Below are 25,846 nucleotides of genomic sequence, written 5' to 3'. Positions count from 1 at the left end.
GTCTGAAAGCGGGCTTGGCGGGTTTCGCTAAAACAGCTTTCAGACGGCCTTAGCGTTATAATGCTGCGTTTTACCGTAATGTGTTTTCAGACGGCCTTGATGGAACTGTTCCGCAGAGGCCGTCTGAAATTATCTGAAAGCTTTGTATGCAAGCACAATTCATTACTCTCGACGGCATCGACGGTGCGGGTAAATCCACCAATCTCGCCGTGATTAAAGATTGGTTTGAACGCCGCAAGCTGCCGGTTTTGTTTACGCGCGAACCGGGCGGCACGCCGGTGGGCGAGGCTTTGCGGGAGATTCTGCTCAACCCGTCCACCCAAGCCGGCCTGCATACCGAAACGCTGCTGATGTTTGCCGCGCGCTGCCAGCATATTGAAGACGTGATTCTGCCTGCGCTCGAACGCGGCGTGAATGTGGTTTCAGACCGCTTTACCGATGCCACATTCGCTTATCAGGGCGGCGGGCGCGGGGTGCCGCTGGAAAAAATCGCCGTGCTGGAAAACTGGGTGCAGGGCAGTTTGCGGCCGGATTTGACGATTCTGCTCGACGTGCCTTTGGAGGTGTCGATGCAGCGTATCGGCAGAAGCCGCGAAAAAGACCGTTTCGAGCAGGAAGAAGCGGCGTTTTTTAACCGCGTGCGCGAGGTTTATTTGAGCCGCGCCGCCGCTGCGCCTGAGCGTTATGCCGTTATCGACAGCAGCAGAAGCCCCGAAGACGTGAAAAGCGGCATCGAAGCCGTGCTCGACCGCCATTTCTCTGCACACGGATAAGTTTTTCAGACGGCCTCTTGCCGTTTTAACCAAACAACAACCGCCATTCCGACAGAGAACAGACGGTTTGTTTGGATGCAGCACACACTTTAACCATTAAGATAAACACAAGATAAAAGGACAATAACCATCATGATGTACCGCTGGATTCTGGCATTTAAAAAGCCGAGCAACAGGCTGTGGGTAACGCCTGCTTTGTGGGCGCTGGTGGCCGTTTTGTTTGCATTCGGCGCACGTTTGGCCACTATTTGGCTGCCCGCGGGGATTTTCCCGCAAATCAGCTTGGCCACCCTTGAAAGCCTGCTGGAAGTGATTGCCTCCAGTATGCTGGCGGTGAGTACGTTTTCATTGTCGATTATGGTGTCGGCCTTCTCGTCGGCTGCCAACGGTGCCACGCCGCGCGCCACCGAGCTGGTGATGAGCGACGACAACACGCGCACGGCGATTGCCAGCTTTATTTCCGCCTTCATCTACGCCATCATCGCCAAAACCGCTTTGGGCATGGAGTTTTACGGGCAGAACGGGCGTTTTGTACTCTTTGTAAGTACCGTGCTGGTGTTGGTATATCTGATTGTGACCCTCATCCGCTGGGTGCATACCATTTCGCAATTGGGCGGCATGGCGCACACCGTGAATAAAATCATGAAGGCGGCTGAAGATTCATTGGAAAAATACCGTGCCGACCCGAACATGGGCGCCGGTTGGCGCGGCTCGTGCAGCCACCATGCCCGCATGGTTAAGGCAGGCTTCAGCGGCTATCTCACCCATATTGATATGTCCACGCTGCAAAACCGCGCCGAAAGTGCCGATGTGCGCATTCATATTTTGGTGCGCCCGGGCGAATTGGTCGGCCACGATACGCCGCTGATGTTGGTGGAAGGCGGCGAAGTGGAAAGTGAAGATTTGCTGAAATGCTTCGTGTTCGGCGGCGCGCGCGGCTATGATTTCGACCCGAGCTGGGGCTTTGTGGTGTTGAGCGAAGTGGCGCAACGGGCTTTGTCTCCGGCGGTGAACGATCCGGGCACGGCTATTAATGTGATGACGGGCATGATGCGTATTTTGACCGAGCAGCCGCCTGAAAACGAACCGGGCGATAAAGCGGGCAAATACGACCGTTTGTCGATTAAACCCGAAGAAACCGGCAAATGGGTGGAAGAAGCGTTTTACCCCATCGCACGCGACGGCGCCGGTATTTTGGAAGTCGGCATCGTGATGCAGAAAGTGCTGGCCGGCATTTGGCGCAATGCTCCCGAAGCCGGTGTGTCGCAAGCCGCGGCAAGAGTGGCTGAGAGATCTTTGCAACGCGCGTTGAGCGAAATGTCTTTCGAGCCGGATGCGGAAGAGTTGCGCGCCAAGCATGAAGCTTTGTTTGGTAAGAAGTTGACTGCTTAAGATTCGTGTATAGAAAGCAAGCCGAACCTTGAGGCCGTCTGAAAATGTGTTTTAGCGAAACCCGCCAAGCCCGTTTTCAGACGGCCTTTGTCTTTACTTAGTCTTAATGAAAACAATAAAACTATGTTGAAGCAAATACCGTTTTAGCAAATACATCTTTTTAGATGTGGGCAGAGAAAATGCCCGCCCGCATCAAACGCCGCACCGATGCAAAAACACGGCCGGCTATTGAAATTTGCGTGAAGCGCATCATATTGTTGCAGCTACGTTTATTGAAACTTCGAGATATGAAAGCATTTTTCCGTTTGATACTGACTGTGTTGCTGCTGGCCGCCGCGGGTGTTGCCGCATGGTATTTCTGGCAAAACCGGCCTCAAGAATCCCGTCAAGTGCTCACGCGCGAAAGCGTGTTGACGCAAATCCAAGACCTGAACCGCTTGGAAAGTACGGCCTTTCATATTGATACCATTATCAAAACCGAGAAAAAAGGCAATTGGTATGCTTTGTGGCAGGATTCGCAAACCGGTCTCTTTATCGCGCAGGGCAGGGTGCTGGCGGGTTTGGATTTAAACAAACTCAAGGCAGAGAATGTGAATGTGGTGGACGATAAAGTGATTATCAGCCTGCCACCCGTGGAGATTCTGAGCGTCGGCTTGGACAATATCGAAGTGTACGACATCAAAACCGGCTCGCTCGGCCTGCATCCGATAGATAAGAGCGTGTTTCAAGAAGTGCAGGCACAGGCCAAAAAACAAGTGCTGGAAAGCGCCTGCAAAGCCGATATACTGGCGCATGCACAAGCGCAGGCGCAACGGCAGCTGGAAACGCTGTTTGCCCTCACACAAACCAACGTATCGATTTACCCCGCCGCCTTGCCGCCGTGCAAGGCATAAACTGTTTGACGATTTGATGATTAAGGAGATGTTATGGCTCAAGTAACCCTGCAAGGCAACCCCGTTGAAGTGGGCGGCGCTTTCCCGCAAAAAGGCCAAGCCGCGCCCGATTTCCAACTGACTGCCGTTGATTTGTCGGAAAAAACGCTGGCCGATTACGCCGGTAAGCGCAAGATTTTGAACATTTTTCCGAGCGTGGACACCGGCGTGTGCGCCCAATCGGTACGCACGTTTAACGAAAAAGCCGCCGGTTTGGACAACACCGTAGTGTTGTGCGTTTCTGCCGATCTGCCTTTTGCCCAAAAACGCTTCTGCGGCGCGGAAGGCATTGATAACGTGGCGATGTTGTCCACATTCCGCAGCGGCTTCGCCAAAGATTACGGCGTGGCTTTGGAAAGCGGCGCACTGAAAGGTTTGACCGCCCGTTCGGTAGTGGTATTGGACGAAAACAACCAAGTGCTGCACAGCGAGTTGGTAAGTGAAATCGCTCAAGAGCCGAACTACGAAGCTGCTTTGGCGGTGTTGTAATGTAAGCTGCCGATGCTTGATGAGGCCGTCTGAAAAGATATTTTTCAGACGGCCTTGATTCTTTGTAGAATACCTCTCTTTCGAGCAAGATGTTTCAAATGCCTTCTTGCTTGTTTTAGCTTTCCGATTGAAAACAACGGTGTCTTCCATGTCTTACGATGATTTGAACCAAGCGGCTGCCGATGCGGCGGTGGCCATGCTCAGACGCCATGCGCCCGAAGAGGCGGAGGTGGTGGAGCCTTATGTATCCAAGCTGTTTGCCGCTTTACAGGAAGGGCATGCGTATATTTGGCTGGAAGAACACGAAGCGCGCTCTTTGCAGCGGGCGCAATCGGTGGTGGGCAGCAGCGGTGATACGCCGTTGATTTTAGCGGGCAGAAAGCTTTTTCTGGGGCGGATATGGCAGCTCGAGCGCGATTTGGCTGCGGAGATTGTGCGTTTGGCCGGTGCTGCCGTGCCGCCGGTGGACTGGTTGCAGGCAGGGCGGAATTTGGAGGCTTGGTTCGGTTTGGAAGGCAGCAACGGCCAGCGTGATGCGGCGGCATTGGCTTTGCTGAAACCTTTTATGCTGATCAGCGGCGGGCCGGGTACGGGTAAAACCACGACGGTGGCGAAACTGCTCGGTTTGCTGTGCGGCCATGCGGGTAAGCTGCCGCGCATTGCGTTGGCCGCGCCTACGGGCAAAGCGGCGGCACACATGGCGCGGGCTTTGCATAAGGCGTTGGCTACATTCGATTTGCCCGACGCGGTGCGCAACCATCTGCTGCAACTGGAAGGGCAGACCGTGCACCGCTTGCTGAAACTGCGTCCGCCGCAGATGTTGCCGCTGTTTGATCGCGAGCAGCCCTTGCCGCTGGATATTTTGATTATCGACGAAGCGTCTATGCTCGATATCGCGTTGCTGTTGCAGCTTTTGCAGGCGGTGCCGTCGGGCTGCCGTGTGGTGCTGTTGGGCGATGAAAACCAGCTGCCTTCGGTGGGCGCCGGTGCGGTTTTGTCGGAGCTGGCTCAGAAAACGGTGCTGACTGCCGAAACGACGCAAGAATTGGAAGCGATGTTGCCGCAACATGGTTTTACGATGGCGGAACACGCGCCGCTGTTGGCGGAAAACGTGGCGCGTTTGCAGGTGAGCCACCGCTTCGGCGACAACAGCGGTATCGGCTGTTTGGCGCGGGCGGTGGCGGCCGAAAATGCCGACGAAGCGTGGGCGCAGTTTGCCCGTTTCCCCGACGTGCTCGAAGTGAGGGCGGGCAGCGGCAAGCAGCAGGCGGAAGAGCTTTACCGTTGCCAGCAGCGCTATTGGCAAGCGGTGGACGCGGGCGATGTGGCGGCGGCATTTCAGCATCAGGGTGATGCGGTGGTGCTGGCGGCGAGGCGTGATGACGCGCAGGCGTTTAACGAAGAATACCGCCGCTGCCTGCAACGCCACGGACGCGCCCGTGCGGATGCGCCGTGGTTTGCGGGGCAGGTGGTGATGGTGTCGCGCAACGATTATGCGCTGGACGTGTTTAACGGCGACATCGGCCTGATTTTGCCCGACGACGAACAGCCAGATGTGCTGGCGGCTTATTTTCCCGTGGCGGGCAGTTACCGCAAAATCGCCCTCAGCCGCCTGCCCGTGCATGAAACCGCTTTTGCCATGACCGTGCATAAAAGCCAGGGTTCGGAGTATCGCGAAGTGTGGCTGTTGCCGCCGAGGCAGGCCGAAGCGGGCAATGCGCACGGTTTGAACAAAGCTTTGTTATATACCGCCGTTACACGCGCCCGCGAGCGTTTTGTGTTTTGGGGCGGCAAAGAGGTTTTTCAGACGGCCTGTACGCTCAATGAACGCCGCCGCAGTGCTTTGCGCGAAATGATACGGAGCAACGGTTTCCTCGCAGACTGAATTTATGATTACAATGTGCGGCTTAACCGAACAGCCTCAGGCCGTCTGAATACCATAATGAATCCCGAGAGAACATCATGCAAAATTATCTGACTCCCAATTTTTCCTTCGCCCCCGTCATCCCCGACCACGCATCCGGCAGCCGCGTGTGGGACATCGAAGGGCGGGAATACATCGACTTGGCTGGCGGGATTGCCGTTAACGCTCTGGGGCATTGCCATCCCGCGTTGATTGAAGCTTTGCACGAACAGGCTGCCAAGCTGTGGCACATCTCCAATATCTACACCACCGAAGCGGCGCAAGAGCTTGCCAAAAAGCTGACCGAACACACCTTTGCCGATAAAGTGTTTTTCTGCAATTCCGGCGCGGAAGCCAATGAAGCGGCGTTGAAATTGGCGCGAAAATACGCCCGCGACCATTTCGGCGTGGAAAAAAACGAAATCATCGCCTGTGTCAACGCTTTTCACGGACGCACCCTGTTTACCGTATCGGTAGGCGGCCAACCCAAATACAGTCAGGATTTTGCACCGCTGCCGCCCGCGATTGCGCATGTGCCGTTTAACGACGCCGAAGCTTTGGCCGCTGCTGTTTCCGACAAAACCTGCGCCGTGATTATCGAGCCGGTTCAGGGCGAAAGCGGCGTATTGCCTGCCGAAGCCGCTTTTCTGCAAGCCGCCCGCCAAGCCTGCGACAAGCACAATGCGCTGTTGGTTTTTGATGAAGTGCAGACCGGCATGGGGCGTACGGGCAAACTGTTTGCCTACGAGCATTACGGCGTCTGCCCCGATATTTTGACCAGTGCCAAAGCACTCGGCAGCGGTTTCCCCATCGGCGCGATGCTGACCACCGATGCCGTTGCCCCCAGCTTCGGCCCCGGCACGCACGGCTCGACTTTCGGCGGCAACCCGCTTGCCTGCGCCGTAGGAAGCCGCGCTTTCGACCTGATTAATGACCCGAAAACGCTGCAACACGTCGTGCGCAGCGGCGAATTGCTGCAAGCGGAATTGGCGGCTTTGGGCAAAGAAACCGGCGTATTTAAAGACGTGCGCGGTATCGGACTGCTGATCGGCTGCGTGCTGGCAGACGAATACGCAGGCAGGGCGGGCGAATTGATGCAGGAAGCACTCAAGCACGGTTTGATGATTTTAGTGGCGGGCGGCAATGTGGTTCGCTTGGCACCGAGTTTGTTGTTGGACGATGAAGACAGACAAGAAGGCTTGGTGCGCCTAAAAGCAGCTGTGCGGGCTTGGTTGCCGGCATAGTTTCTTTGCATTTACCGAGAGGCCGTCTGAAATTTTTCAGACGGCTTATTTTTGTTTTGCTGAATTGTAAATATAACTTATGAAACAGTATAGAAAACGGTTAAAAAGATAAAGTTTGTTTTTTGCACAATTTTTTACCTTGATGTCAGAACTAATCCCAAGTCATAAAACAGGCGGATTAATTGTGCGATAAACGGGCTAAGTGTGTATAAATAAATTGTAATGATATGGGCATTGCGGCAGGTGAAAAACGCTAAAGCGTTAATTTCAATTGTAAATTCTATGATATTTTTAGCATTGTCTTGCGATTTTTTAGAAACTAAACCCGGCCTCTCCACTCTCATTACCCAGTGCGGTTCAATCTGCATAAGCGGCTTTAATGCCCGATATGGCCGTCCGGCTCCCTTCCCGGTCGGTTGAAACCAAAACAGAAAACAAACTGTCGATGTAGAAAGGAAGTATTTTTATGAATAAATTATGGATCACCGCAGTAATGGCCGGTTTGATGTTGACCGCTTGTTCAAGCAACAAAGAAAAAACTGCGGCTCCCGAAGCCAACCTGACTGTTGAACAGGCCATGCAGGAATGCCAAAAAACAGTTGGTGCTACTCAAGATCAAGCTGCATTTGATGCGTGCATGAAAGAGAAAGGTTTTGAGCGTCCCGCCGCAAACGCTTCGGCTCCCGCTGCCCAATAAGGCCGGCACTGCAAGGGAAAACGGCTGCCTACACGGCGGCCGTTTTTCTTTGCCACTTAATATGCGCAATTATGCGCAATCAAACGGCGGCTTGTGCGGTTGGGCATGGTGGCGGGTTGGTGTGTATCATGGCCGTCTGAAATGTATCAAACAACAAAAACACAGGTGTTCAACGTCGGCATCTAGATGCCGAGAGAAAGGAAAAAAGATGAAATACAGCAAAAAACTGTGGTTGGTGTGCCTGACTGCCGTATTTGCTTTGGGAGCGTGCGGCGGTGATGGCGACGATGATTCCGACCGCCGCGACAGAGGCCAACGGTTTGAGCGCGACAGAGACGACCGGCGCGACGGAGATTATCGTGATGACGACGGCCACAGCGACGGAGATGACGACCGCGATGACGATCGCCGTAGAGACCGCGACGACGACCGAGATGATGACGATCGCCGTTAAACCGCTTAACCAATCGTTGTCAGGCCGTCTGAAAAATTTTTCAGACGGCCTGTGTACAAGTGTTTGCACGCATTTGGGTTTAATCAAACCGCATTCGGCAGGGCGTTTTTTCGATCTTTACTTTTGATTTGAATCAAGATGCCGTTTTGAGGACTATAATCCTGCACGGAGCCGGCGCGAAAAAGCGGTTTGGTATAAGCAAACCGGCACACAGCCAGACCGCACGGCGATAAAAATATTGCGGGCGCAAATAAGACGCACTGCAGACGCACATCAAAACAGGAAAATCCAATGGACGCTTTAATCCTCAGCCGCATTCAATTTGCGGTCAACATCAGTTTTCATATTCTTTTCCCCGTGATTACCATCGCCTTGTCTTGGTTTGTGGTTTATTTCCGCTACAAAGCAGGTAAAACGGGTAACGACGGCTGGCTTCAGGCTTACCGTTTTTGGACTAAGGTTTTCGCCGTAACCTTTGCGATGGGCGTGGTGTCGGGCGTAACCATGAGTTTTCAGTTCGGCACCAACTGGCCGGGCTTTATGGAGCGGGCGGGCAATGTGGCCGGGCCGCTGCTGGGCTACGAAGTGCTGACGGCTTTCTTTTTGGAGGCCGGTTTTCTCGGCATCATGCTGTTCGGGCGCGAGCGCGTGAGCCAGCGCGTGCACATGATTGCTTCGACTATCGTCGCCGTCGGCACCAGTATTTCGGCTTTCTGGATTTTGGCGTTGAATTCGTGGATGCAGACGCCGCAAGGGCATTGGGTGGATTCAGACGGCATCATCCATGTGGCTGATTGGCTGCAAGTGGTTTTTAATCCTTCTTTCCCTTACCGTTTCGTCCACATGATGCTGGCTTCGGTGTTGACGGCATCGTTTTTGGTGGTCGGCCTTTCCGCTTGGCAGATTCTGAAAAAATCGGCCAACTCCGCCACCGCCAATGTGATGAAAACCGGCTTGACTACCGCCGCCGTCGCCATCGTGCTGCAAATCTTCGCGGGCGACGCGCACGGTTTGAATACTAAAGAACACCAGCCCGCCAAACTGGCGGCAATCGAAGGCGTGTGGCATACCGAGAAAAACGTGCCGCTTACCCTGATCGGCTGGCCGAACGAAAAAACGCAGCAAACCGATTATGCAGTCAAAGTGCCTTACCTCGGCTCGCTGATTCTCACGCACAGTATCGACGGCGAAATCAAAGGTTTGAGCGAGTTTGAACACAAGCCGCCGGTTGCGCCCGTGTTTTTTGCTTTCCGCATCATGGTCGGCATCGGCATGCTGATGCTTTTGGTAAGTTGGTACGGCTGGTACCGCCTGCGCAAGCACCGTTGGCAGCCGCACACCTTGCCGCGCTGGCTGCTGTACACTTTTGCCGGTATGACGTTTATCGGTTGGGCGGCAACGCTGGCGGGTTGGTACGTTACCGAAATCGGCCGCCAACCGTTTTTGGTGCAGGATGTGTTGCCGACTGCCGAAGCCGTTACCAAAATCGTGCCCGCCGGCGATGTCGGTTTAACGCTGGTAATGTATCTCGTTCTTTACGCCGCCATGCTGCTTTCTTATCTGATGGTGTTGAAATATATGGCGGAACATCCCGAACACGAAATCAGCTCCAAAGGCCGCTTGAATACGGCAGGCCGTCTGAATGCGGAGGAAAAATAATGGACTGGAATTACTGGCTGCCTTTGGTCTTTTTAGGATTGCTCGGCTTCGTGATGACCGTGTATGTGGTGTTGGACGGCTTCGATTTGGGCGTGGGCATGTTGCTGCCGCGTGCGAAAGCCGACGAGCAAAACATCATGGTCGGCTCCATCGGTCCGTTTTGGGATGCCAATGAAACGTGGTTGGTACTGGGCGCGGGTGTGCTGTTTATCGCCTTCCCCAAAGCCAATACCATCGTGTTGGGCAATCTTTATCTGCCTGCTACTTTTATGCTGTTCGCCCTGATCGTGCGCGGTGCGGCGTTCGATTTCCGCGTGAAGGCCGACGATAATCATAAAGAATTGTGGAACATCGCCTTTATGCTCGGCTCCGCAGGCATGGCGTTAACCCAAGGCTGGATGCTGGGGCGTTACATTACCGCGTTCGGCACCGGCGTATCCGATTACTTGTTTTCACTCGGCATCATGGCTACCGTGCCCGCCGTGTATGTTTTGCTCGCCGCCTGCTGGCTGGTGGCGAAAACCGAAGGCGACTTGCAGCATAAAGCCCGCCGTTGGGCGAATCAGGCATGGTGGCCGGTGGTGGGCTGTCTGCTGCTGATTTCGCTGGCCACGCCGTATATCCGCCACAGCATTTTCGAGCGGTGGTTTACTCTGCCCAATATGCTTTGGCTCGCTCCCGTGCCGCTTCTGAGTGCGTTCTGCCTGCTGCGCGCCAAACTGCTGCTGCAAAGCGAACGTATTTTGCACCACCGCATTTGGCAGCCGTTTGCATTGGTGATTGGCGCGCTGGTGTTGTGCGCCGTAGGTTTGGGCATCAGCCTCTATCCTTATGCTGTGATCGGACAGCTTACCGTGTGGGAAGCCGCCGCCAGCACGCCTACCTTAGTGGTAACGCTGATCGGTGTGTGCGTGACCGTGCCGTTGATTATTGCGTACAGCATCTTTGCTTACTGGGCGTTTAGAGGTAAGGCGACACACCTTACTTACGGTTAAGCCTAGCCAACGGTATTGAGGCCGTCTGAAAAGTTTTCAGACGGCCTCTTGCTTATTCAAGCTGAGACCTTTGCAAACCCTCAGATGTGGATGCAGTTCAAGGCGTAGCAGCGCAGCGAGTGCAGACATATCATACAGATAGGCAAACGAGCGGGCAGCGCACAACGCAGAAATGCGCCGCAGATGGGGGTTTGCAAAGGTCTCAGCTATTTATTCAATACCCAGCAGCATCAATTGGCGCAGCAGGTCGGCCAAGCTGTCGGCCTGCATTTTCTGCATCAGGTTGGCGCGGTGGACTTCGATGGTTCGCACGGCGACGTTTAATTCGTCGGCCATGTGTTTGTTGGTATAGCCTTTTACGAGATACGAGGCGATGGCTTGTTCTTTTGCGCTCAAGAGTTTGAAGCGTTGTTTGCTTTGCCATTGGGCGTAGTTGTCGAGCGTTTGCTTGGTGGCGGCGTTTAAGGCGCTTTGGAGACGGTGGAGGGAAACGGGTTTTTCTAAAAAGTCCACCGCGCCTTGTTGCAGCATATCGACTGCCAGCGGCACGTCGCCGAAAGCGGTCATCACGATGAGGGCTAAGGGGCTTTCGCGTTGGATTAAGGCTTGTTGAAGCTGCTGACCGTTGAGCCACGGCATGTTCCAGTCGGTGAGTACGATGCCCGGTTTATCCGGCTCGGCTTGCTCGAGGAATACTCTGGGGTCGCTCCAGAGTGTGGGGCGGTAGTCCAAACTTTCGAGCAGAAAACCGCATGCGTCCAGCACGGCTGCGTCGTTATCGACAACGTGGATATCGAGTTCAGGCATCGGTGTTCCTTTCGGGTAAAGAGATTTCGATTCGGGCGCCGGCAGTGTCGTCGGAGCGGTTGGCTAAGGTAATGCTGCCGCCGATGCCGCGCAGCAGGCGGTCGCAAATGACTAAGCCTAAACCCAAGCCGTCTGATTTGGTGCTGCGGAAAGGGATAAAAGGTTGGGCCAAGATGTCTTGGTTGAAGCCGCCGGCATCGTCTTCAATACGGATCACCAGCTCTTCGGATTCAGGCCGTCTGAAAACGGTGATGTCGATCCGCTTGGCTTGTTGCTGCTGGCAGTTGAGCAGGCAGTTCATCAAAACTTGTTCGACAATGCCGGCAACGGTGCGGATGGAAGACAAGCCGCTGTGGTTTTGCCAATGCAGCTGCGGGGCGTGTTTTTGGCAGGCCAGCCAGTCGGCGCAGTGTTGCAGAATGTCTTCTATGCGCGCGTCGGTATAAACGTGTTCGGGCGTTTTGCTCCATTGCCGCAAATTGCGGATGATGTGGCTGCCGCGCTCGGTGGTTTGGATGATGTTGTGCAGGGCTTTGCGTATGGATTCGGGCTGTTTGCCGGCTTCCAATAATTGCAGGCAGGCTTCGGCGTAGTAATGGATGGCGGCCATCGGCTGGTTGAGTTCGTGCGCGAGACCGGCCGCCATTTCGCCGGCGATGTTCATGCGGTCGGCGTGTGCCAGCAGGCGGTCGCGCTCTAATAATTGGCGGTAGGCTTGTTCGAGCTTTTTGCGGCGGCGGTACGCCAGCCAGCCCATCCAGCCGTAGTTGATGAGGGAAATCACCAGCATCAGCGCAACGGCGCCGACAAGTATCGTGTTTTCATACAGCCAGTTTTTCCATTGCATCTGCCAGTTGGGATGCAGGGGATGCCGCCCTAAACTCGCCAACACTTGTTCTGCCTCCACAAACGAAACCGGCGGAGACCACGACGGCATGCCGGCTGCGGCGGTGCTGCCCATCAAGGATGCGGCGATGCGCGAGGCGGTTTGCTCCGGCACGGAGGGCAGGGCGGCCAGCACCCAATGCGGGAAAACAGGCGTGCCGGAGATGCAGTTGTTGACGACGCTGTGAACGTGCAGCGGTTTGAAGCTGCTTTCGGGCAGACCTTGCTGCACGCGCCATTCTTCCATCAGGCACAAAGGCGTGATGGCGGCATCGACTTCTTGGTTTTGCAGGGCGGTTAAGGTCTGCTCCACCGGATAGCCGGTAAACACAACCTGATAATCCCGCCCCGAGCGCAATCCTTTTTCCAATAAAGCCGATTCGGCCAACATAAACCCGCCGAACGCCTGAACGTCAACGGCGGCAACGGTTAATCCGCGCAAGTCGGTTTCGCTGCCCAAGCCCGAATCGGCGCGCACCCAAATCGTGCTGGCCACTTGTTCGGCCGCTTTCGGCTTATGCCCGCTGGGGAAACGCGCCGTCGCCAGCCAACGCCAGCCCTGCGTATCGGGCAGCGAAACAAACTGCGCCTGCGGCCCCAGCGCGAAATCAATCCGCTGCGAAGACAGCTCTTTCTGCCAATTGTTCAAACTTAAAGGAACGAGCACAAACTGCTCGCCTTCCTGCTTCTTGCCCAGCCAATCCAGCCACGGCTGCCATTGGCTGCGCGCCGCTTCCGCACCCTGCGGCGCCAAGACGCCGACATACCATGTTTTCGCCGAAACGGTGGCGCAAAACAGTGCGGTGATGCAAAAAAACAGCCGAATGATCATAGATATCCCTATGTTTTATTGCGTTAGGTCAAATATGGCTGCTTTATGTGGTTTTCCACAATAGAGCCGCCACGGCCGGTGGTACGACAATGTGCTCAAGCACAAATAAATATTCTTTGAAGCATCAAAGCACAGATTCATTAAACTGTAAATATAACGATGCCGAAGGGTGGAAAAAAGGAGCACATATGAAAATGTTTACCAAAGCGGCTCTGGTTGTGGCGATATTGTTCGGCGCGGCATACGGCGGAGCCAAATGGATAACCCACAGCCGCAGCCCGCAAAACGCGGCGGCGGTTGAGGCAAGTTCGGAGACGATCAAACGCGGCGAATACGTTGCCCGTTTGTCGGACTGCTTTGCCTGCCACACCGCACCCAAAGGCAAACCCTATGCGGGCGGTTTGGCGATGCAAACGCCTTTAGGCGCGGTGTACAGCACCAATATCACGCCGGATAAAGAAAGCGGCATCGGCAATTATACTTACGCCCAGTTCAAAAACGCCGTGCAACACGGCATCCGTTCAGACGGCACTCCGCTGTATCCTGCCATGCCTTATCCGTCTTATGCGATTATGCCCGACGACGATATGCGCGCGATGTATGCTTATTTTATGAACGGCGTGGAGCCGGTATCCCAAAAAAATGCCGACAGCACCCTGCCGCCCGTATTGAATTGGCGCTGGCCTCTCGCTTACTGGCAAGCGATGTTTGCACCGCAGCGGCAGTTTGAAGCCGACCGCCGTTTCGACGCCCGCATCAACCGCGGCAAATATCTGGTCGAAGGCCCCGGACACTGCGGCGCCTGCCATACGCCCCGCGGCGTGGCTTATCAGGAAAAAGCTTTGAGCGACGATAAACACTATTTCCTCAGCGGCGCCGTGATTGACGGCTGGCGCGCGAAAAGCCTGCGCGGCGAAGAACGCGGCTTGGGCACATGGAGCGAAGCCGAATTGCAGGATTTCTTTGCCAGCGGCCGCAACGACACCGCCGCCGCATTCGGCGCCATGGCCGAAGTGGTCGAGCACAGCACGCAATATTGGACGGACGAAGACCTGAAAGCCATGTCGGCTTATTTGAAAACCCTGTCCGCATCGCCCGACAAAGCACAAGGACTGCCCAAACGTGAAGATACGACCACAGCCATGCTGAAAAGCGGCAAATACGACAGCCGCGGTGCCATGCTGTATGCCGAACACTGCATCGCCTGCCACCGTGCCGACGGCAACGGCATGGCGCGCATTTTCCCGGCGTTGAATAAAAACAGCGCGGTTTACGCCAACAACGCCCAATCCGTGATTCAAGTTACGCTTGAAGGCGGGCGCACGCCGCATACCAAGCACGACGTCATGACCTTCAGCATGCCCGGATTCAGGCACTTGAGCGACGAAGACATTGCCGAAGTCGTGAACTTCGTCCGCAACAGCTGGCACAACCAAGCACCGGAAATCAAAGCGCGCGACGTTGCCGAAATCCGCCGTTTTGTCAACACCAAAGCACCCAACATCGTGCCTCAAACTGCATCGGGAGACCATCATGAATAAAACATTCGCTTTATTGGGCATGACAGTCGGTGCCGCTCTTCTCGGATTGGCAGGCTGCAACGAGAGGCCGTCTGAAAAAACAGCCGAGCATCCCTACACCTATCCGATTGTGACCGGCAAGGGCGACCAGAAAAAAGTAGTCGGCCAATACACCGTACCGGCCGACAGCGACATCGAAAAAGAGCCGAATGCCGAGCAAATCCGCTACGGCCAACGCTTGATGAACGAAACCCCGCGCCTGCTCCCCGAGCATGTCGGCAGCAAAATGAACTGCAGCAGCTGCCACATCGCACAAGGCAAAGTGCCGGGCGGCAACCCCTACATCAACACCTACAACCGCTATCCCCGCGTGATGCCCCGCCCGGGTAAAGAAATCGACTTGGTCGGCCGCATCAACGGCTGCTTCCAACGCTCCATGAACGGCAAACCGCTGCCCAAAGACAGCGAAGCCATGCAGGCGATGGTGGCCTATATCAAATGGGTCGGACAAGGCGTACCCAAAGGCCGGCAAGTGGATATCGTGAACGCCGTGAAGATAGACACCAACCTCGTGCCCAATCCCGAACGCGGCAAAAACCTGTATGCCCAACATTGCGCCGCATGCCACGGCAGCAACGGTGAAGGTAAAAAAGACGGCACCGGCGTCTATGCCTTCCCGCCGCTGTGGGGCGACGAATCCTTCAATATCGGCGCAGGCATGGCGCGCACCTACAAAGCCGCCGCCTTCATCAAAGCCGCCATGCCCATGGGCGCACAAATGCACGGCATGTGGGGCGAAGGCAAAGTCTTGACCGACCAAGAAGCCGTGGACATCGCCGAATATTTCACCCACCAACCGCGCCCGGACTTTGCCGGCAAGGTTAAAGACTGGCCGAACGGCGACAAACCGAAAGACGCACGGTATTGATGAGATAGTGTTGAACAACCCGTTTGGCAAACACGCCGCCATACCCGGAGAAGTTTCGGGTGTGGCGGTTATGTTTTGGGAAGGCCGGTGTTAAGAGGATTGAGGCCGTCTGAAAACTCTTTACGCGGGTTTTGAAACATTTTCCGAACGGCATTCAAGCGGTGCGGGTTTCGCAAAATATCTTCTGAACGATAAGCAAGGGTTCGTCATACTCGGGCTTGACCCGAGTATCTCGGTTTCCTCCAGTAAGTTGGGGGGATACTCGGGTCAAGCCCGAGCATGACGTACAATGTTTTGTAAATTGATGCGCCATCAATATCGTGGAATGCAGGCCGTCTGAAATGAGATGGGGGCATTGGGGTATTGCCCGCGCTTTGACTGTTAAAGAAACGTGTTTAAATAAATTAAAGGCCGTCTGAAAAATATTTTCAGACGGCCTTTTGCCTTTAGACGATAAAGCCGAATCGGCAGCAAAGATTAGTTTGGCGTAATCACTTTCACGCCGTCTTGGGTGCCGAGTACCAAAACATCGGCGGCGTTGTGGCCGAACAAGCCGTTTTCCACCACGCCGGGGATTTTGTTGATTTCGTCTTCCAAAGAAACGGGCAGAGTGATGTTCAGGCCGTGTACGTCAACGATTTGGTGGCCGTTAAACGTGATGAAGCCCATGCGCAGTTCGGGGTTGCCGCCCAAAGCCACCAGTTTGCGGGAAACCATGGAGCGCGCCATCGGAATCACTTCTACGGGCAGCGGGAATTTGCCCAAGCGCGAAACGTATTTGCTTTCGTCGGCGATGCACACGAATTTGTCGGCAATGCTGGCAACGATTTTTTCGTTCAGATGCGCGCCGCCGCCGCCTTTGATCATTTGCAGCGAGTGGTTTACTTCGTCGGCGCCGTCGATGTAAACGGCCAGATGTGAAACTTCGTTCATCTGTACTTCGGGGATTTCGTAGCGCGCCAACAGTTCGGAAGTGGCTTTAGAGGTAGAAACCGCGCCTTTGATTTTTTTGCCGCTGTTGCCGAGAGCTTCGATAAACATATTGACGGTAGAGCCGGTGCCGATGCCGATGTATTCGTTTTCGGGTACAAACTCTACCGCTTTTTCTGCCGCAATGCGTTTCAATTCATCTTGTGATGCCATGTTTTCTCTCTCCATGTATAAAAAACGGGTTGCAAATGAGCTTATGGTAACAGCTTTCTGCCGGATATGCAGTATTCAGACGGCCTGTAACAGCACGGCGGCCTGCGCTTCGATGCCTTCCTGCCTGCCGAGATAGCCGAGCTTTTCGTTGGTTTTGCCTTTGATGTTGACGGCTTGTTCGGGCAAACCCAAATCAGCGGCGATGTTGGCGCGCATGGCGGGGATGTGCGGGGCGAGTTTGGGTTGCTGCGCGATGATGGTGGTATCTACGTTGACCACGCGCCAGCCTGCGGTTTGTACGCTGCGGTATGCTTCACGCAGCAGCACGCGGCTGTCGGCATCTTTGAATTCGGCGGCGGTGTCGGGGAAATGGCTGCCGATGTCGCCCAATCCGGCTGCGCCCAGCAGCGCGTCGGTGAGGGCGTGCAGCAGCGCGTCGGCGTCGGAATGGCCGAGCAGGCCTTTGTGGAAGGGAATGGTAACGCCGCCCAAAATCAGCGGTCGGCTTTCAACCAGTTGGTGGACATCGTAGCCTTGTCCTACGCGGATGTTCATAAATCTTCCTTCAATGTGAAGCAGCACGGTTTCAGACGGCCTTTGAAAAGTGCTTTTAAAACGGTGTGTTAAAACCGTAACGCATTGCGCGTAAGCCGTACTGCGGTTGGATTGACGGCGGTATTGTACACAAAAAGACTCAGGCCGTCTGAAAGCTTTCAGACGGCCTGAGACCTTTGCAAAAAACCCATCTGCGGCGCATTTCTGCGTTGTGCGCTGCTCGCTCGTTTAGCCTTGTATATGATATGTCTGCACTCGCTGTGCTGCTACGCCTTGAACTGCATCCACATCTTGGCTTTTGCAAAGGTCTCGGCCTGTTTCATATAAAAAAGGATTGAGGCTTAGCAGAGCAGACGCGGCTTTAATCGCGGTACTGCCGCCAGAAATGCGCCAGCGGCCCCGCACCTTTGCCGACGCGCCAGCCTGCGCCGGCTTCGATGGCGCCGTGCAGATAATTTTTGGCGGCGGCAACGGCTGTGCCCAAGCTGGAGCGTTGGGGGCGGAGGGCGGCGATGGCGGCGGCGAGGGTGCAGCCGGTGCCGTGGGTGTTCGGAGTGTCGATGCGGCTGTTGCGGAAGCATTGCGGGTCGTATTCTTCGGTGAGCAGCCAATCGCGTGCTTCTTTGCTGTTTTCCCAATGGCCGCCTTTCAAGAGGGCGGCTGCTGCGCCTTTTTCCATCAGTTGTTTGCCTTGCGCGAGCATTTCCTTCTCGTCTTTGGCCAGACTGTTGCCGGTAAGTTTGGCGAGTTCTTCAAGGTTGGGGGTAATCACGTCGGCCAGCGGTAAAAGCTCGCTGCATAGGGCTTCTACGGTGTCTTCTTGAGAGAGGGAATCGCCGGAGGTGGCGACCCAAACGGGGTCGAACACCACGAATGCGCCGCTGTATTTTCTTAAGGCGGCGGCAACGGCTTTGATGGATTCGACATCGGGCAGCATTCCGATTTTGACGGCGTCGATGCGGATGTCGGAAAAAACCGACTCGCATTGGGCGGTGATGATTTCGGGCGGAATAACGTGAACGCTTTGTACGCCGCGTGTGTTTTGGGCGGTAACGGCGGTGATGATGCTGGTGCCGTAAGCGCCGAGTGCGCCGAAGGTTTTTAAATCAGCCTGAATGCCGGCTCCGCCGCCGGAATCTGATCCTGCGATGGTTAATGCGCGGACAAGGGGTTTGCTGGCCATGAAGTATCCTCATTTCTATTGATGCTGCGCGTGATTATGGTTCACGTTGGTGTTTGGGGCGGTGAAATCTGCCTATTTTTAGGCGGGCTGCATTATAGAGGTATCGCCGCGGTGCAGGACATAGAAAATGCTGTTTGGTATTTTTTTACGATGACTGTATATGCGCAAAAACGGACGGTTTGTTTGCAATCGGTATATCGGATTGTTATGTAAGTGTTTTCGGTGTTAAAGCTGGAAAAGCGACGGTGTGCATGCGGGCGTTTGCGTTGCGGAAATACAGGCTTTGATGGGATGGATAATATTTTGCCTAGATAGTTCCGTGTGATACTTTATCTTTCATGATGATTTAAACGCCGCTGCCTGTAAGTAAGGGGCAGCGGCGCGGGTTGGTGCTGGACGGTTTAGTGATCGAGCAGGGACGGGGCGAGGCGCAGGATGGTGTCGCGCAGGGGAATCAGTTTGCCGTGGAAAAAGTGCGAGGATTCGGGCAGCACGACCACGGGCAGGTCTTGCGGGGCGGCCCAGCGCAGGGCTTTGTTTAACTCGACCACTTCGTCTTGCTCGCCGTGTATCAGCAGGGTTTTGGCGACGTCGGGGGCGTTGGGTTCGGGCGTGCGCGTGTAATGTTTGACGGCGGGCGCGAGCAGCAGCAATAGGTCGGGTTGGCGTTGTTGGGCGGCAAAGAGGGAAACGTAGCCGCCGAACGAGAAGCCGCTGAGTACGAACTGCTTGGCTTCGGGGTGTTGGGCGCGGGCGTAGTCGATAACGGCGATGCAGTCTTCGGTTTCGCCGCGCCCGTAATCGTGTTCGCCGTCGCTGCCGCCGACGCCGCGCAGGTTGGGCAGGTAGCAGTGGAAGCCGAGTTTGTTGAGGGCTTTGGCGGCCGTCTGAATCACTTTGTTGGTGTTGGTGCCGCCTTGCAGGGGATTGGGGTGGTTGATCACGGCCACGCCGCGCGCGGTGCTTTGCGGGGGCAGGTAGATGGTTTCGAGTTGGCCGGCGGGGCCTTGAATGAGGTGTTGGTTGGCGATTTTCAGCATAATGTTTCTTAGATGGGTATGCGGTTGGGGATGAGGCCGTCTGAAAGTTTCAGACGGCCTGTCGGTATTTGGGGTTTATGCAGACTCGGGCGGATCAATCAGCAGGCGTTCTACGGCTTCTCCGCCGGCGAGGTCTTGCCGGAGGATGTCTTGTAAGTCTTCTTCATCAACGTAGGTGTACCAGCGGCCTTCGGGATAGATGACCATGGCGGGGCCGGATTCGCAACGGCCGAGGCAGCTGGTGCTGCTGATGCGCAGTTTGCCGGGGCCGATCAAGCCCATTTTTTTGGCGTTGCCTTTGAGAAAATCGACGGCTGCGGTGCCTTCGCCGTTGTCGTTGCAGCTTTGTTTGCAGGTGTCGTGGCGGGCGTTGGTGCAGATGAAGAGGTGGCGGTTGAAGTAAGTCATAATGGTACTTTCTGCGGCGGGCGTTTTAGCGAAGTTCTTTAAAGTTGCTTTCAGACGGCCTGCGGCGGTTTAGAGGTAAAAGTGTTTGCCGTTGTTGGTGTTGCCGGCTTTCAGCTCGGACAGCATGCGTTTGAAATCGAGATCGTATTGCTTGCTGAGTTTGTCGGCGCGTTTTTTCAGGTTGTCGAGGCGTTGTTCTTTGGGGCTGCTTTGGAAGGCCATCACGGCGACGTTGCCGTGGCTTTCGGCGGGCAGCTCGAGTACGCGGCCTTCGAAGACGTTGAGCAGGCGTTCGACAAAGCGTTGGTAGCGTCTGTCGCCGCTCCACCAGTTGGTGACGAAAATGCCGTTGGGCGAGAGGGCTTGGCGGCAGTCTTGGAAGAAGGGTTCTTCGACCAAGGCGTCGATGATTTGGTGGCCGTCGAATCCGTCGGTGAGGATAACGTCGGTGCTGCCGCGCAGGGTTTTGATGTATTCGGCGCCGTCGGCTTCGATGATTTCGAAGCGCTCGTCTTCAAAGGGCAGTTCGAACAGGCTGCGGGCGACGTTGATAACTTGGGGGTTGATGTCGATGGCGGTTTGGCGGGTTTCGGGCAGATAGGCGTCTATCCAGCGGGCAAACGAGCCGCCGCCCAAGCCGATTTGGGTGATGTGCGCGGGGGGCTGCTCGGCAAACAGCAGCCAGCCCATCATGGCGCGGCTGTATGAAAGCACCAGCTCGGCGGGATGGTCGAGGTTCATGGAGCTTTGCACGGTGCTGCTGCCTAAGTGCAGCGAGCGGATGTTGCCGGATTCGGAAATGCCGACTTCGGGCAGCGCGGTTTGTTGGGCGCGCAGGCGGCGGTAGGGGTGGTGTGCCATGAGCAGCTTATGGTGGGTTGGAAAAGGGGTCTATTTTAATACAGTTTGAGGCCGTCTGAACGTTTCAGACGGCCTGAGTTTGTTTTATGCGGCAGGTGCTTAGCCGCACGAGCTGCAGCTGCTGACGTTGTCGGCCTGCAGGCGCAGTTTTTTGCGTTGCTCGGCGGCTTCGAAACGGCAGCGTTGTTCTTCGGTTTTCAATTCGAGCGGAGGTACGGCGACGGGGCGGCCGTTTTCGACGGCAACCATGGTGAAGAAGCAGCTGTTGGTGTGGCGCACGGTGCGTTCGCGGATGTTTTGGGCTTCGACGCGGATGCCGACTTCCATCGAGGTGCGGCCGACGTGGTTGACGCTGGCGTAAAAGGTAACGAGTTCGCCGACGTGAATCGGCTCTTTGAAGGTCACTTTATCTACGGAAAGGGTTACGCAGTAGTGGCCGCTGTAACGGCTGGCGCAGGCGTAGGCAACTTGGTCGAGCAGTTTGAGCAGGTCGCCGCCGTGCACGTTGCCGCTGAAGTTGGCCATGTCGGGCATCATTAATACCGACATTTGCAGTTCGTGTTGGATTTCTACGGAATGGTTTGAACTCATGGTTAGGTGTCCTTTTTGATGTGTTTGTTTTGGAACGATGTTTTAGCGGAGCTTTTTAAAGCTGGTTTTCAGACGGCCTGTTGGGTTTGAGGCCGTCTGAAAAGGGTTACAGCCATTTTTTGCGCGAGAAGAAAACGAGCAGGCCGATGATGACGCAGGCCATCAGGCCGAGCACCATGTAGTAGCCGTAATGCCAGCGCAACTCGGGCATGTTTTCAAAGTTCATGCCGTAAATGCCGGTGATGACGGTGAGCGGCATGAAGAGGATGGTAATTACGGTGAGCATGCGCATCTGCTGGTTGAGGCGGTTGGATTGGAACGATAAATGCACGTCCATCATGCTCGATACGGTGTCGCGTGAGGCGTCGAGCGATTCGGTAAGCTGCATGGTGTGGTCGTACACGTCGCGCAGGTAGATTACCGGTTCGCCTTGAAAAATGGGAAAGTCGCTGTGGGTGAGGCGGTAGAGTACGTCGCGCAGGGCTTGCAGGGTGCGGCGCAGGCGGGTGGCGTCGCGTTTGAGTTTGTGGATGCGCCCGAGCAGGTCGCTGTTGCTGTTGTCGGTGTTGAAGAGGGTTTTGTCGATGTTTTCGACGCGGCGGTCGTATTGCTCGAGGGTGATGAAATAGTCGTCCACCAAGCGGTCGATGATGCGGTAGGCGAGGAAGGCGGCGTTTTTGCTGCGCAGGTCGCTGTGTTCGCTGTCCATGTGGCTGCGGATGCTGCTGAGCAGGCCGAGCGGTTTTTGCTGGAAGGTAAATACGAAATGCTCGCCGACAATCAGATACACTTGGTCGGATTGCAGCCTGCCCGATGTGTATTGGTACACGCGGCCGGCGATGAATACATAATGGCCATAGTCTTCGATTTTCGGGCGTTGGCGGCGGCTGAGGATGTCTTCCAGCACCAAATCGTGTATGCCGTAGGGGGCGAGCAGGGTTTTCAGCAGGGCGCCGTCGTTGATGCCGACGAAATGCAGCCAGTTGGTTTCGTGTTCTTGGGGGCGGTGTAAGTTAGGCACGCCTTCCTGCAACAGGTAGTCTTGCTGGAAAAAGCTGTCGGCAGAATAAACGGTTTGATGCAGGGCGTGTTTCGGTACGCCTGAGGTGCTGCTGCGCGGGGCGGCGATGTCGGTGTGGATGGGGAAAGTGTCTGTGTCGTTCTGATTCATGGTGGTTAAAGCGTTTCAGACGGCATCATGGTTGAGGCCGTCTGAAAAACGGTTGCGCCATTGAGGGGCGGATGCGCTATTTTATACCTATTTGTGATTGAGTGCGGCTATGAACTGCCGAACGGTAGCCGTGTCGCGCTAAACAGGTGCTTGGAATGCTTAAGGGTGTTTGGCAAATTTCTTTTTCACGGCTTCGGAAAGGTCTTTTGTCCAGCCGAACCACGGCAGGTTGTTGGAATAAGCGGGCAGCAACGAGGCTTGGCGGGGGTTGCGCAGCAGCGGTGCCAACACTCTTTCGTAATGCGGCAGATTGGGCAGGTAGGCCGGCCATTTCAAATAGCGCGCAGCATAATAGTGGGCGACAAAATCGGCCTGCTGTTCCATGTTTAGCCCGGAGAACGATTTAATTTCGGCGGGCGGCGGGTAAGCATAGCTTTTGCGGTTGATGTAACCGCCCTTGACCGACAGCATCATGCCACCCAGCCAAGTGCGGTAGCCCATTTGGTATTGCCAAACATGGGTGATTTCGTGCATCAGCCAAACTTGGTAATACTCTTTTGAAGCGGTGAAATCGCACGGGCAATCGTCGGGCGGGAAATAAATATTGCCGTTGGGCACCATCGCCACTTTGAGGGCGGGCATCATGGGGATGCCGCGGCACACTTTAACGCGGGTGTAGTCGATGCCGTCTGAAAACACCAAACGCGCCATGTCGATTTCTTTGTCGGTAAGCAGACGGGAGCGGTTGCTATTGTTCACGGCGCTCCTTCCGTTTTTGCCAAAGCCGCGCTGTGCGCAGACGCCAAAAGCCCAGCACGGCGAAGTAGCCGATTACGGCAAGCGTCGTGCCTAAAACGGGCACGCCCACCAGCAGCGGTTTGCCTGCACCGGCCAGCCAGCTGAGGGTTTCTGAGAAAAAGTGGCCGCTGCTCCACGAGGGGAACGTCAGGTCGCCGCCGTTGGTGCCTAAAATCAGCGAGCCGATTTTATAGGCGGTGTAGTAAAGCGGCATGTAGGTCAGCGGGTTGGTATATAGGGTGGAAAACACAGCCACAGGCAGATTGGTGCGCAAAAAATAAGCCACAATCAGCGCGCTCATCATCTGCGTGGGGCCGGGCATCAAACCGCAAAACATCCCCACGGCCACCGATACGGCGGCTTGGCGGCGGTTGAGCGTCCAGAAATAAGGCTTGTCGAACAGCGGGGCAAAAGGTTTGCTCCAGCGTGAAGCGAAAATCTGCTCGCGTTTGGGAAGTTTCTGGCGGTAGGACGTGCGGCGGGGTTCTTCGGTCATGTCGGCAATATATTGGAAAAGTAGCGTTATATTACTTCAGATGAAGGCGGAAAAGGATATTCCAAGAGCGCGGCTGGTGTCGGCAGGAATAACGAGGCCGGTTTTACTTAATTTATAGCAAATAAACGGATTTTTTATTACGGCTCGTTGTGCTTGGGTCACGCCGCGGGTATGACGGATTTTCGCGTTTATATCCTTGGCGCGGATAATCATCAGGCCGTCTGAAAAGATTTTCAGACGGCCTGATGGTTTCAATCACGGATTATTTGCTTTCGCCGTTGTCTTTTTTAGGTGCCGGTTTTTTGGCAGCCAAGCCCAGCGATTTTTGCCATTGGTCGGGTGATTTCACCAATTCCAAAGCTTTTCTCAACTGGTCGTCTTTGGCGGGGTTGGGAATGCGGCGCGAAGAAAGGTCTTCGTCTTTCGTTTTCTCTTTTTTACCTTTGGCGCCGGGCGTTTCTTGCAGGCTTTCAGACGGCACATAATCGTTGCCGTTCACTTCTTTGCCGCCGAGCGGGTTGCCGATGTGGCCGATGAGGTCGGCTTCGCGGCTTTCAAACAGGCGGTCTTTGTCTTTCACTTCCACGTCCGGCACGATGCCTTGTGCCTGAATCGAGCGGTCTTTGGGTGTGTAGTACAAAGAAGTGGTCAGCTTGATGGCGCTGCCGTTGGAAAGCGGCAATACCGATTGCACCGAACCTTTACCGAAGCTTTGGGTGCCGACGACAACTGCGCGGCGGTGGTCTTGCAGCGCACCGGCCACAATCTCGGAAGCCGATGCAGAGCCTGAGTTGATCAGCACGGTTACGGGGATGGTTTTCAGCTCGGCTGGCAGGCCGGAGAGCGGGTCGCGGCCGGAAGAGAGCATGTAGTCTTCAGGCGTGGCTTTCAGGCTCATGCCGCCTTTGCCGTCGCGGCCTTTGGTGCTGACCACGGTGGAGTCGGCAGGCAGGAAGGCGGCGGATACACCCACGGCACCGTTCAATAAGCCGCCGGGGTCGTCGCGCAGGTCAAGCACCAAGCCTTTCAGCGCGCCTTTGTTTTGTTTCACTAAGGCTTGTGCGGATTCGTTCAGTGCGGGCACGGTGCGCTCTTGGAACTGGCTGATACGGATATAGCCGTAGCCGGGTTCGAGCAGGTGGTGGCGCACGCTTTTCACTTTAATGATGGCGCGGGTGATTTTCACGGTAATCGGTTTGGCGGCATCTTTGCGCGACAGGGTCAGCACGATGTCGGTGCCGGGTTTGCCGCGCATTTTTTTCACGGCTTCGTTGACGGTCATGCCGCGGGTAGATACGCCGTTGATTTTAACGATGAAATCGCCGCTTTTCACGCCCGCGCGTTCGGCCGGGGTGTCTTCAATCGGGGAGATGACTTTCACGAAGCCGTCTTCCGCGCCCACTTCCATGCCCAAGCCGCCGAATTCGCCGGTGGTGGATTCTTTCAGGTCGGCGTAGTCTTTTTTGGTCATGTATTCGGAGTGCGGGTCGAGGCCGGCAACCATGCCTTTCATGGCGCCTTCGATGAGGTCTTCGTCGGATTTGTCTTGGTAATAGTTGGCTTTGATTTGGCCGTAAACTTCCGCCATGGTGCGGATGGATTGTACGGGCAGCGCTTCATTGTTTTTTTCGCCCGCCGCGTAGCTTTGCACGCTCAGGCTGAGAATGACGCCGCTGAAGGCGCCGAGTGTATAGAGTGCGACTTTTTTCAAAGTGGAATTAGACATCTTTGTGCTTTCTCTTTCTTCTTAGACAAAACAGGCTTTCAGACGGCCTGTTTGGATAATGGCGAAACTTTATGTGATTTATCGGCGTCGGGCAACCTTATCCGCGTAAAAAAATACTAATTCAGGTAGGTTAAACAAGATTTAAGTGCTATTTTGAAACAGGGAGATAGCGCGGATAAACGGTTTTTGTCACGGTTTCGTCTTGCTCCGGTTTGATCGGGTTGTTTCTTGAGGTTGTCGGAACGCCGGATACTCGGGTCAAACATGAGTATGACGGCCGTGTCGTGCCTTTAAAGTTTCTTGTCGTGTATGTTTCGCAGTATGCTTTTTCATTTTTCAGACGGCCTTTGTGCCTGTGATGAAG

27 protein-coding genes and 1 pseudogene are annotated in these 25,846 nt (G+C 55.2%); 13 read left to right on the top strand and 15 right to left on the bottom strand.

Annotated features, from left to right (window positions below):
* Positions 1-146 precede the first annotated feature (146 nt).
* The 6 genes from tmk (at position 147) to LVJ85_RS08515 (ending at position 6,733) form a co-directional block, all read left to right on the top strand.
* Positions 147-773: a dTMP kinase gene (gene tmk, locus LVJ85_RS08540; protein ID WP_244738837.1), complete on the top strand. Its 627-nt coding sequence runs from the start codon at positions 147-149 to the stop codon at positions 771-773.
* A gap of 132 nt (positions 774-905) precedes the next feature.
* Complete coding sequence (locus LVJ85_RS08535; RefSeq protein ID WP_244738833.1) at positions 906-2,165, top strand: DUF2254 domain-containing protein; 1,260 nt, start codon at positions 906-908, stop codon at positions 2,163-2,165.
* A gap of 287 nt (positions 2,166-2,452) precedes the next feature.
* A complete protein-coding gene (locus tag LVJ85_RS08530; RefSeq protein ID WP_244743133.1) occupies positions 2,453-3,058 on the top strand; it encodes a DUF4230 domain-containing protein in 606 nt (201 codons plus the stop codon).
* Positions 3,059-3,091: 33 nt separating this feature from the next.
* Positions 3,092-3,586 carry a thiol peroxidase gene (gene tpx / locus LVJ85_RS08525; RefSeq protein ID WP_085363076.1) on the top strand — a complete coding sequence of 165 codons (495 nt, stop codon included), beginning with the start codon at positions 3,092-3,094 and terminating at the stop codon, positions 3,584-3,586.
* Between the two features lie 148 nt (positions 3,587-3,734).
* The gene (gene recD / locus LVJ85_RS08520; protein ID WP_244738831.1) at positions 3,735-5,471 is read left to right on the top strand and encodes an exodeoxyribonuclease V subunit alpha; all 1,737 of its coding nucleotides are present in this window, start codon (positions 3,735-3,737) and stop codon (positions 5,469-5,471) included.
* A 77-nt stretch (positions 5,472-5,548) separates the two neighbouring features.
* Positions 5,549-6,733 carry an acetylornithine/succinyldiaminopimelate transaminase gene (locus tag LVJ85_RS08515; protein WP_244738829.1) on the top strand — a complete coding sequence of 395 codons (1,185 nt, stop codon included), beginning with the start codon at positions 5,549-5,551 and terminating at the stop codon, positions 6,731-6,733.
* Positions 6,734-6,867: 134 nt separating this feature from the next.
* Here the strand turns inward: LVJ85_RS08515 and LVJ85_RS08510 are convergent, their stop codons facing one another.
* On the bottom strand, positions 6,868-7,101 hold the full coding sequence (locus LVJ85_RS08510; protein WP_244738826.1) for a hypothetical protein: 234 nt from the start codon (positions 7,099-7,101) through the stop codon (positions 6,868-6,870).
* Between the two features lie 98 nt (positions 7,102-7,199).
* Between LVJ85_RS08510 and LVJ85_RS08505 the strand changes: the two genes are divergently transcribed.
* The 4 genes from LVJ85_RS08505 (at position 7,200) to LVJ85_RS08490 (ending at position 10,538) form a co-directional block, all read left to right on the top strand.
* Positions 7,200-7,430: a hypothetical protein gene (locus tag LVJ85_RS08505; RefSeq protein WP_244738824.1), complete on the top strand. Its 231-nt coding sequence runs from the start codon at positions 7,200-7,202 to the stop codon at positions 7,428-7,430.
* Between the two features lie 208 nt (positions 7,431-7,638).
* Positions 7,639-7,884, top strand: a complete 246-nt coding sequence (locus LVJ85_RS08500; protein ID WP_244738821.1) for a hypothetical protein — start codon at positions 7,639-7,641, stop codon at positions 7,882-7,884.
* Positions 7,885-8,175: 291 nt separating this feature from the next.
* Positions 8,176-9,543 carry a cytochrome ubiquinol oxidase subunit I gene (locus LVJ85_RS08495; RefSeq protein ID WP_244738820.1) on the top strand — a complete coding sequence of 456 codons (1,368 nt, stop codon included), beginning with the start codon at positions 8,176-8,178 and terminating at the stop codon, positions 9,541-9,543.
* Complete coding sequence (locus LVJ85_RS08490; protein ID WP_244738818.1) at positions 9,543-10,538, top strand: cytochrome d ubiquinol oxidase subunit II; 996 nt, start codon at positions 9,543-9,545, stop codon at positions 10,536-10,538. The genes LVJ85_RS08495 and LVJ85_RS08490 overlap by 1 nt, the downstream gene beginning before the upstream one ends.
* A gap of 210 nt (positions 10,539-10,748) precedes the next feature.
* Here the strand turns inward: LVJ85_RS08490 and LVJ85_RS08485 are convergent, their stop codons facing one another.
* The gene (locus LVJ85_RS08485) at positions 10,749-11,345 is read right to left on the bottom strand and encodes a response regulator transcription factor (protein ID WP_244738817.1); all 597 of its coding nucleotides are present in this window, start codon (positions 11,343-11,345) and stop codon (positions 10,749-10,751) included.
* Positions 11,338-13,062 carry a PhnD/SsuA/transferrin family substrate-binding protein gene (locus tag LVJ85_RS08480; protein WP_244738816.1) on the bottom strand — a complete coding sequence of 575 codons (1,725 nt, stop codon included), beginning with the start codon at positions 13,060-13,062 and terminating at the stop codon, positions 11,338-11,340. The genes LVJ85_RS08485 and LVJ85_RS08480 overlap by 8 nt, the downstream gene beginning before the upstream one ends.
* 188 nt (positions 13,063-13,250) lie before the next feature.
* On the opposite strand from LVJ85_RS08480, the gene LVJ85_RS08475 reads away from it, so the two are divergent.
* Together LVJ85_RS08475 and LVJ85_RS08470 are read left to right on the top strand one after the other, a co-directional pair.
* On the top strand, positions 13,251-14,603 hold the full coding sequence (locus tag LVJ85_RS08475) for a cytochrome c (RefSeq protein ID WP_244738815.1): 1,353 nt from the start codon (positions 13,251-13,253) through the stop codon (positions 14,601-14,603).
* Positions 14,596-15,510: a c-type cytochrome gene (locus LVJ85_RS08470; RefSeq protein WP_244738814.1), complete on the top strand. Its 915-nt coding sequence runs from the start codon at positions 14,596-14,598 to the stop codon at positions 15,508-15,510. Before LVJ85_RS08475 ends, LVJ85_RS08470 begins: the two co-directional genes overlap by 8 nt.
* A 477-nt stretch (positions 15,511-15,987) precedes the next feature.
* Here LVJ85_RS08470 and rpiA read toward each other — a convergent pair whose 3' ends face one another.
* Entirely contained in the window at positions 15,988-16,653 is a 666-nt protein-coding gene (gene rpiA / locus LVJ85_RS08465; protein WP_115133173.1) for a ribose-5-phosphate isomerase RpiA, read from the bottom strand.
* Between the two features lie 75 nt (positions 16,654-16,728).
* On the bottom strand, positions 16,729-17,208 hold the full coding sequence (ispF, locus tag LVJ85_RS08460; RefSeq protein WP_244738813.1) for a 2-C-methyl-D-erythritol 2,4-cyclodiphosphate synthase: 480 nt from the start codon (positions 17,206-17,208) through the stop codon (positions 16,729-16,731).
* 167 nt (positions 17,209-17,375) lie between these two features.
* Here ispF and LVJ85_RS08455 point away from each other — a divergent pair.
* Positions 17,376-17,524, top strand: a pseudogene (locus LVJ85_RS08455) (signal peptidase); the annotation flags it as partial.
* Positions 17,525-17,569: 45 nt separating this feature from the next.
* On the opposite strand, the gene thiD reads toward LVJ85_RS08455, so the two are convergent.
* The 10 genes from thiD to LVJ85_RS08405 all read right to left on the bottom strand — a co-directional run bounded on the left by thiD (position 17,570) and on the right by LVJ85_RS08405 (position 25,482).
* Positions 17,570-18,391 (bottom strand): bifunctional hydroxymethylpyrimidine kinase/phosphomethylpyrimidine kinase, encoded by an 822-nt coding sequence (gene thiD, locus LVJ85_RS08450; protein WP_244738806.1) that lies wholly within the window; start codon positions 18,389-18,391, stop codon positions 17,570-17,572.
* A gap of 401 nt (positions 18,392-18,792) precedes the next feature.
* Positions 18,793-19,431 (bottom strand): alpha/beta hydrolase, encoded by a 639-nt coding sequence (locus LVJ85_RS08445; protein ID WP_085363062.1) that lies wholly within the window; start codon positions 19,429-19,431, stop codon positions 18,793-18,795.
* 75 nt (positions 19,432-19,506) lie between these two features.
* Positions 19,507-19,839 (bottom strand): ferredoxin, encoded by a 333-nt coding sequence (locus LVJ85_RS08440; RefSeq protein WP_115133176.1) that lies wholly within the window; start codon positions 19,837-19,839, stop codon positions 19,507-19,509.
* Positions 19,840-19,908: 69 nt separating this feature from the next.
* Entirely contained in the window at positions 19,909-20,700 is a 792-nt protein-coding gene (locus LVJ85_RS08435) for a polyamine aminopropyltransferase (protein WP_115133177.1), read from the bottom strand.
* Positions 20,701-20,799: 99 nt separating this feature from the next.
* Complete coding sequence (locus LVJ85_RS08430) at positions 20,800-21,291, bottom strand: acyl-CoA thioesterase (RefSeq protein WP_244738803.1); 492 nt, start codon at positions 21,289-21,291, stop codon at positions 20,800-20,802.
* A gap of 106 nt (positions 21,292-21,397) precedes the next feature.
* The gene (gene corA, locus LVJ85_RS08425) at positions 21,398-22,462 is read right to left on the bottom strand and encodes a magnesium/cobalt transporter CorA (protein WP_244738796.1); all 1,065 of its coding nucleotides are present in this window, start codon (positions 22,460-22,462) and stop codon (positions 21,398-21,400) included.
* 159 nt (positions 22,463-22,621) lie between these two features.
* On the bottom strand, positions 22,622-23,221 hold the full coding sequence (locus LVJ85_RS08420; RefSeq protein ID WP_244738792.1) for a type IV secretion protein Rhs: 600 nt from the start codon (positions 23,219-23,221) through the stop codon (positions 22,622-22,624).
* Entirely contained in the window at positions 23,211-23,756 is a 546-nt protein-coding gene (locus LVJ85_RS08415; protein ID WP_115133180.1) for a DUF2062 domain-containing protein, read from the bottom strand. The genes LVJ85_RS08420 and LVJ85_RS08415 overlap by 11 nt, the downstream gene beginning before the upstream one ends.
* A 36-nt stretch (positions 23,757-23,792) precedes the next feature.
* On the bottom strand, positions 23,793-23,969 hold the full coding sequence (locus LVJ85_RS08410) for a hypothetical protein (protein ID WP_244738791.1): 177 nt from the start codon (positions 23,967-23,969) through the stop codon (positions 23,793-23,795).
* A gap of 49 nt (positions 23,970-24,018) precedes the next feature.
* On the bottom strand, positions 24,019-25,482 hold the full coding sequence (locus LVJ85_RS08405; protein WP_244738789.1) for a S41 family peptidase: 1,464 nt from the start codon (positions 25,480-25,482) through the stop codon (positions 24,019-24,021).
* Positions 25,483-25,846 lie beyond the last annotated feature (364 nt).

The organism is Neisseria sp. Dent CA1/247, from assembly GCF_022870825.1.
GTDB lineage: Bacteria > Pseudomonadota > Gammaproteobacteria > Burkholderiales > Neisseriaceae > Neisseria > Neisseria zoodegmatis.
Note: the sequence above shows the minus strand (reverse complement) of the source record. Positions and strands in the feature narration are given on the sequence as shown.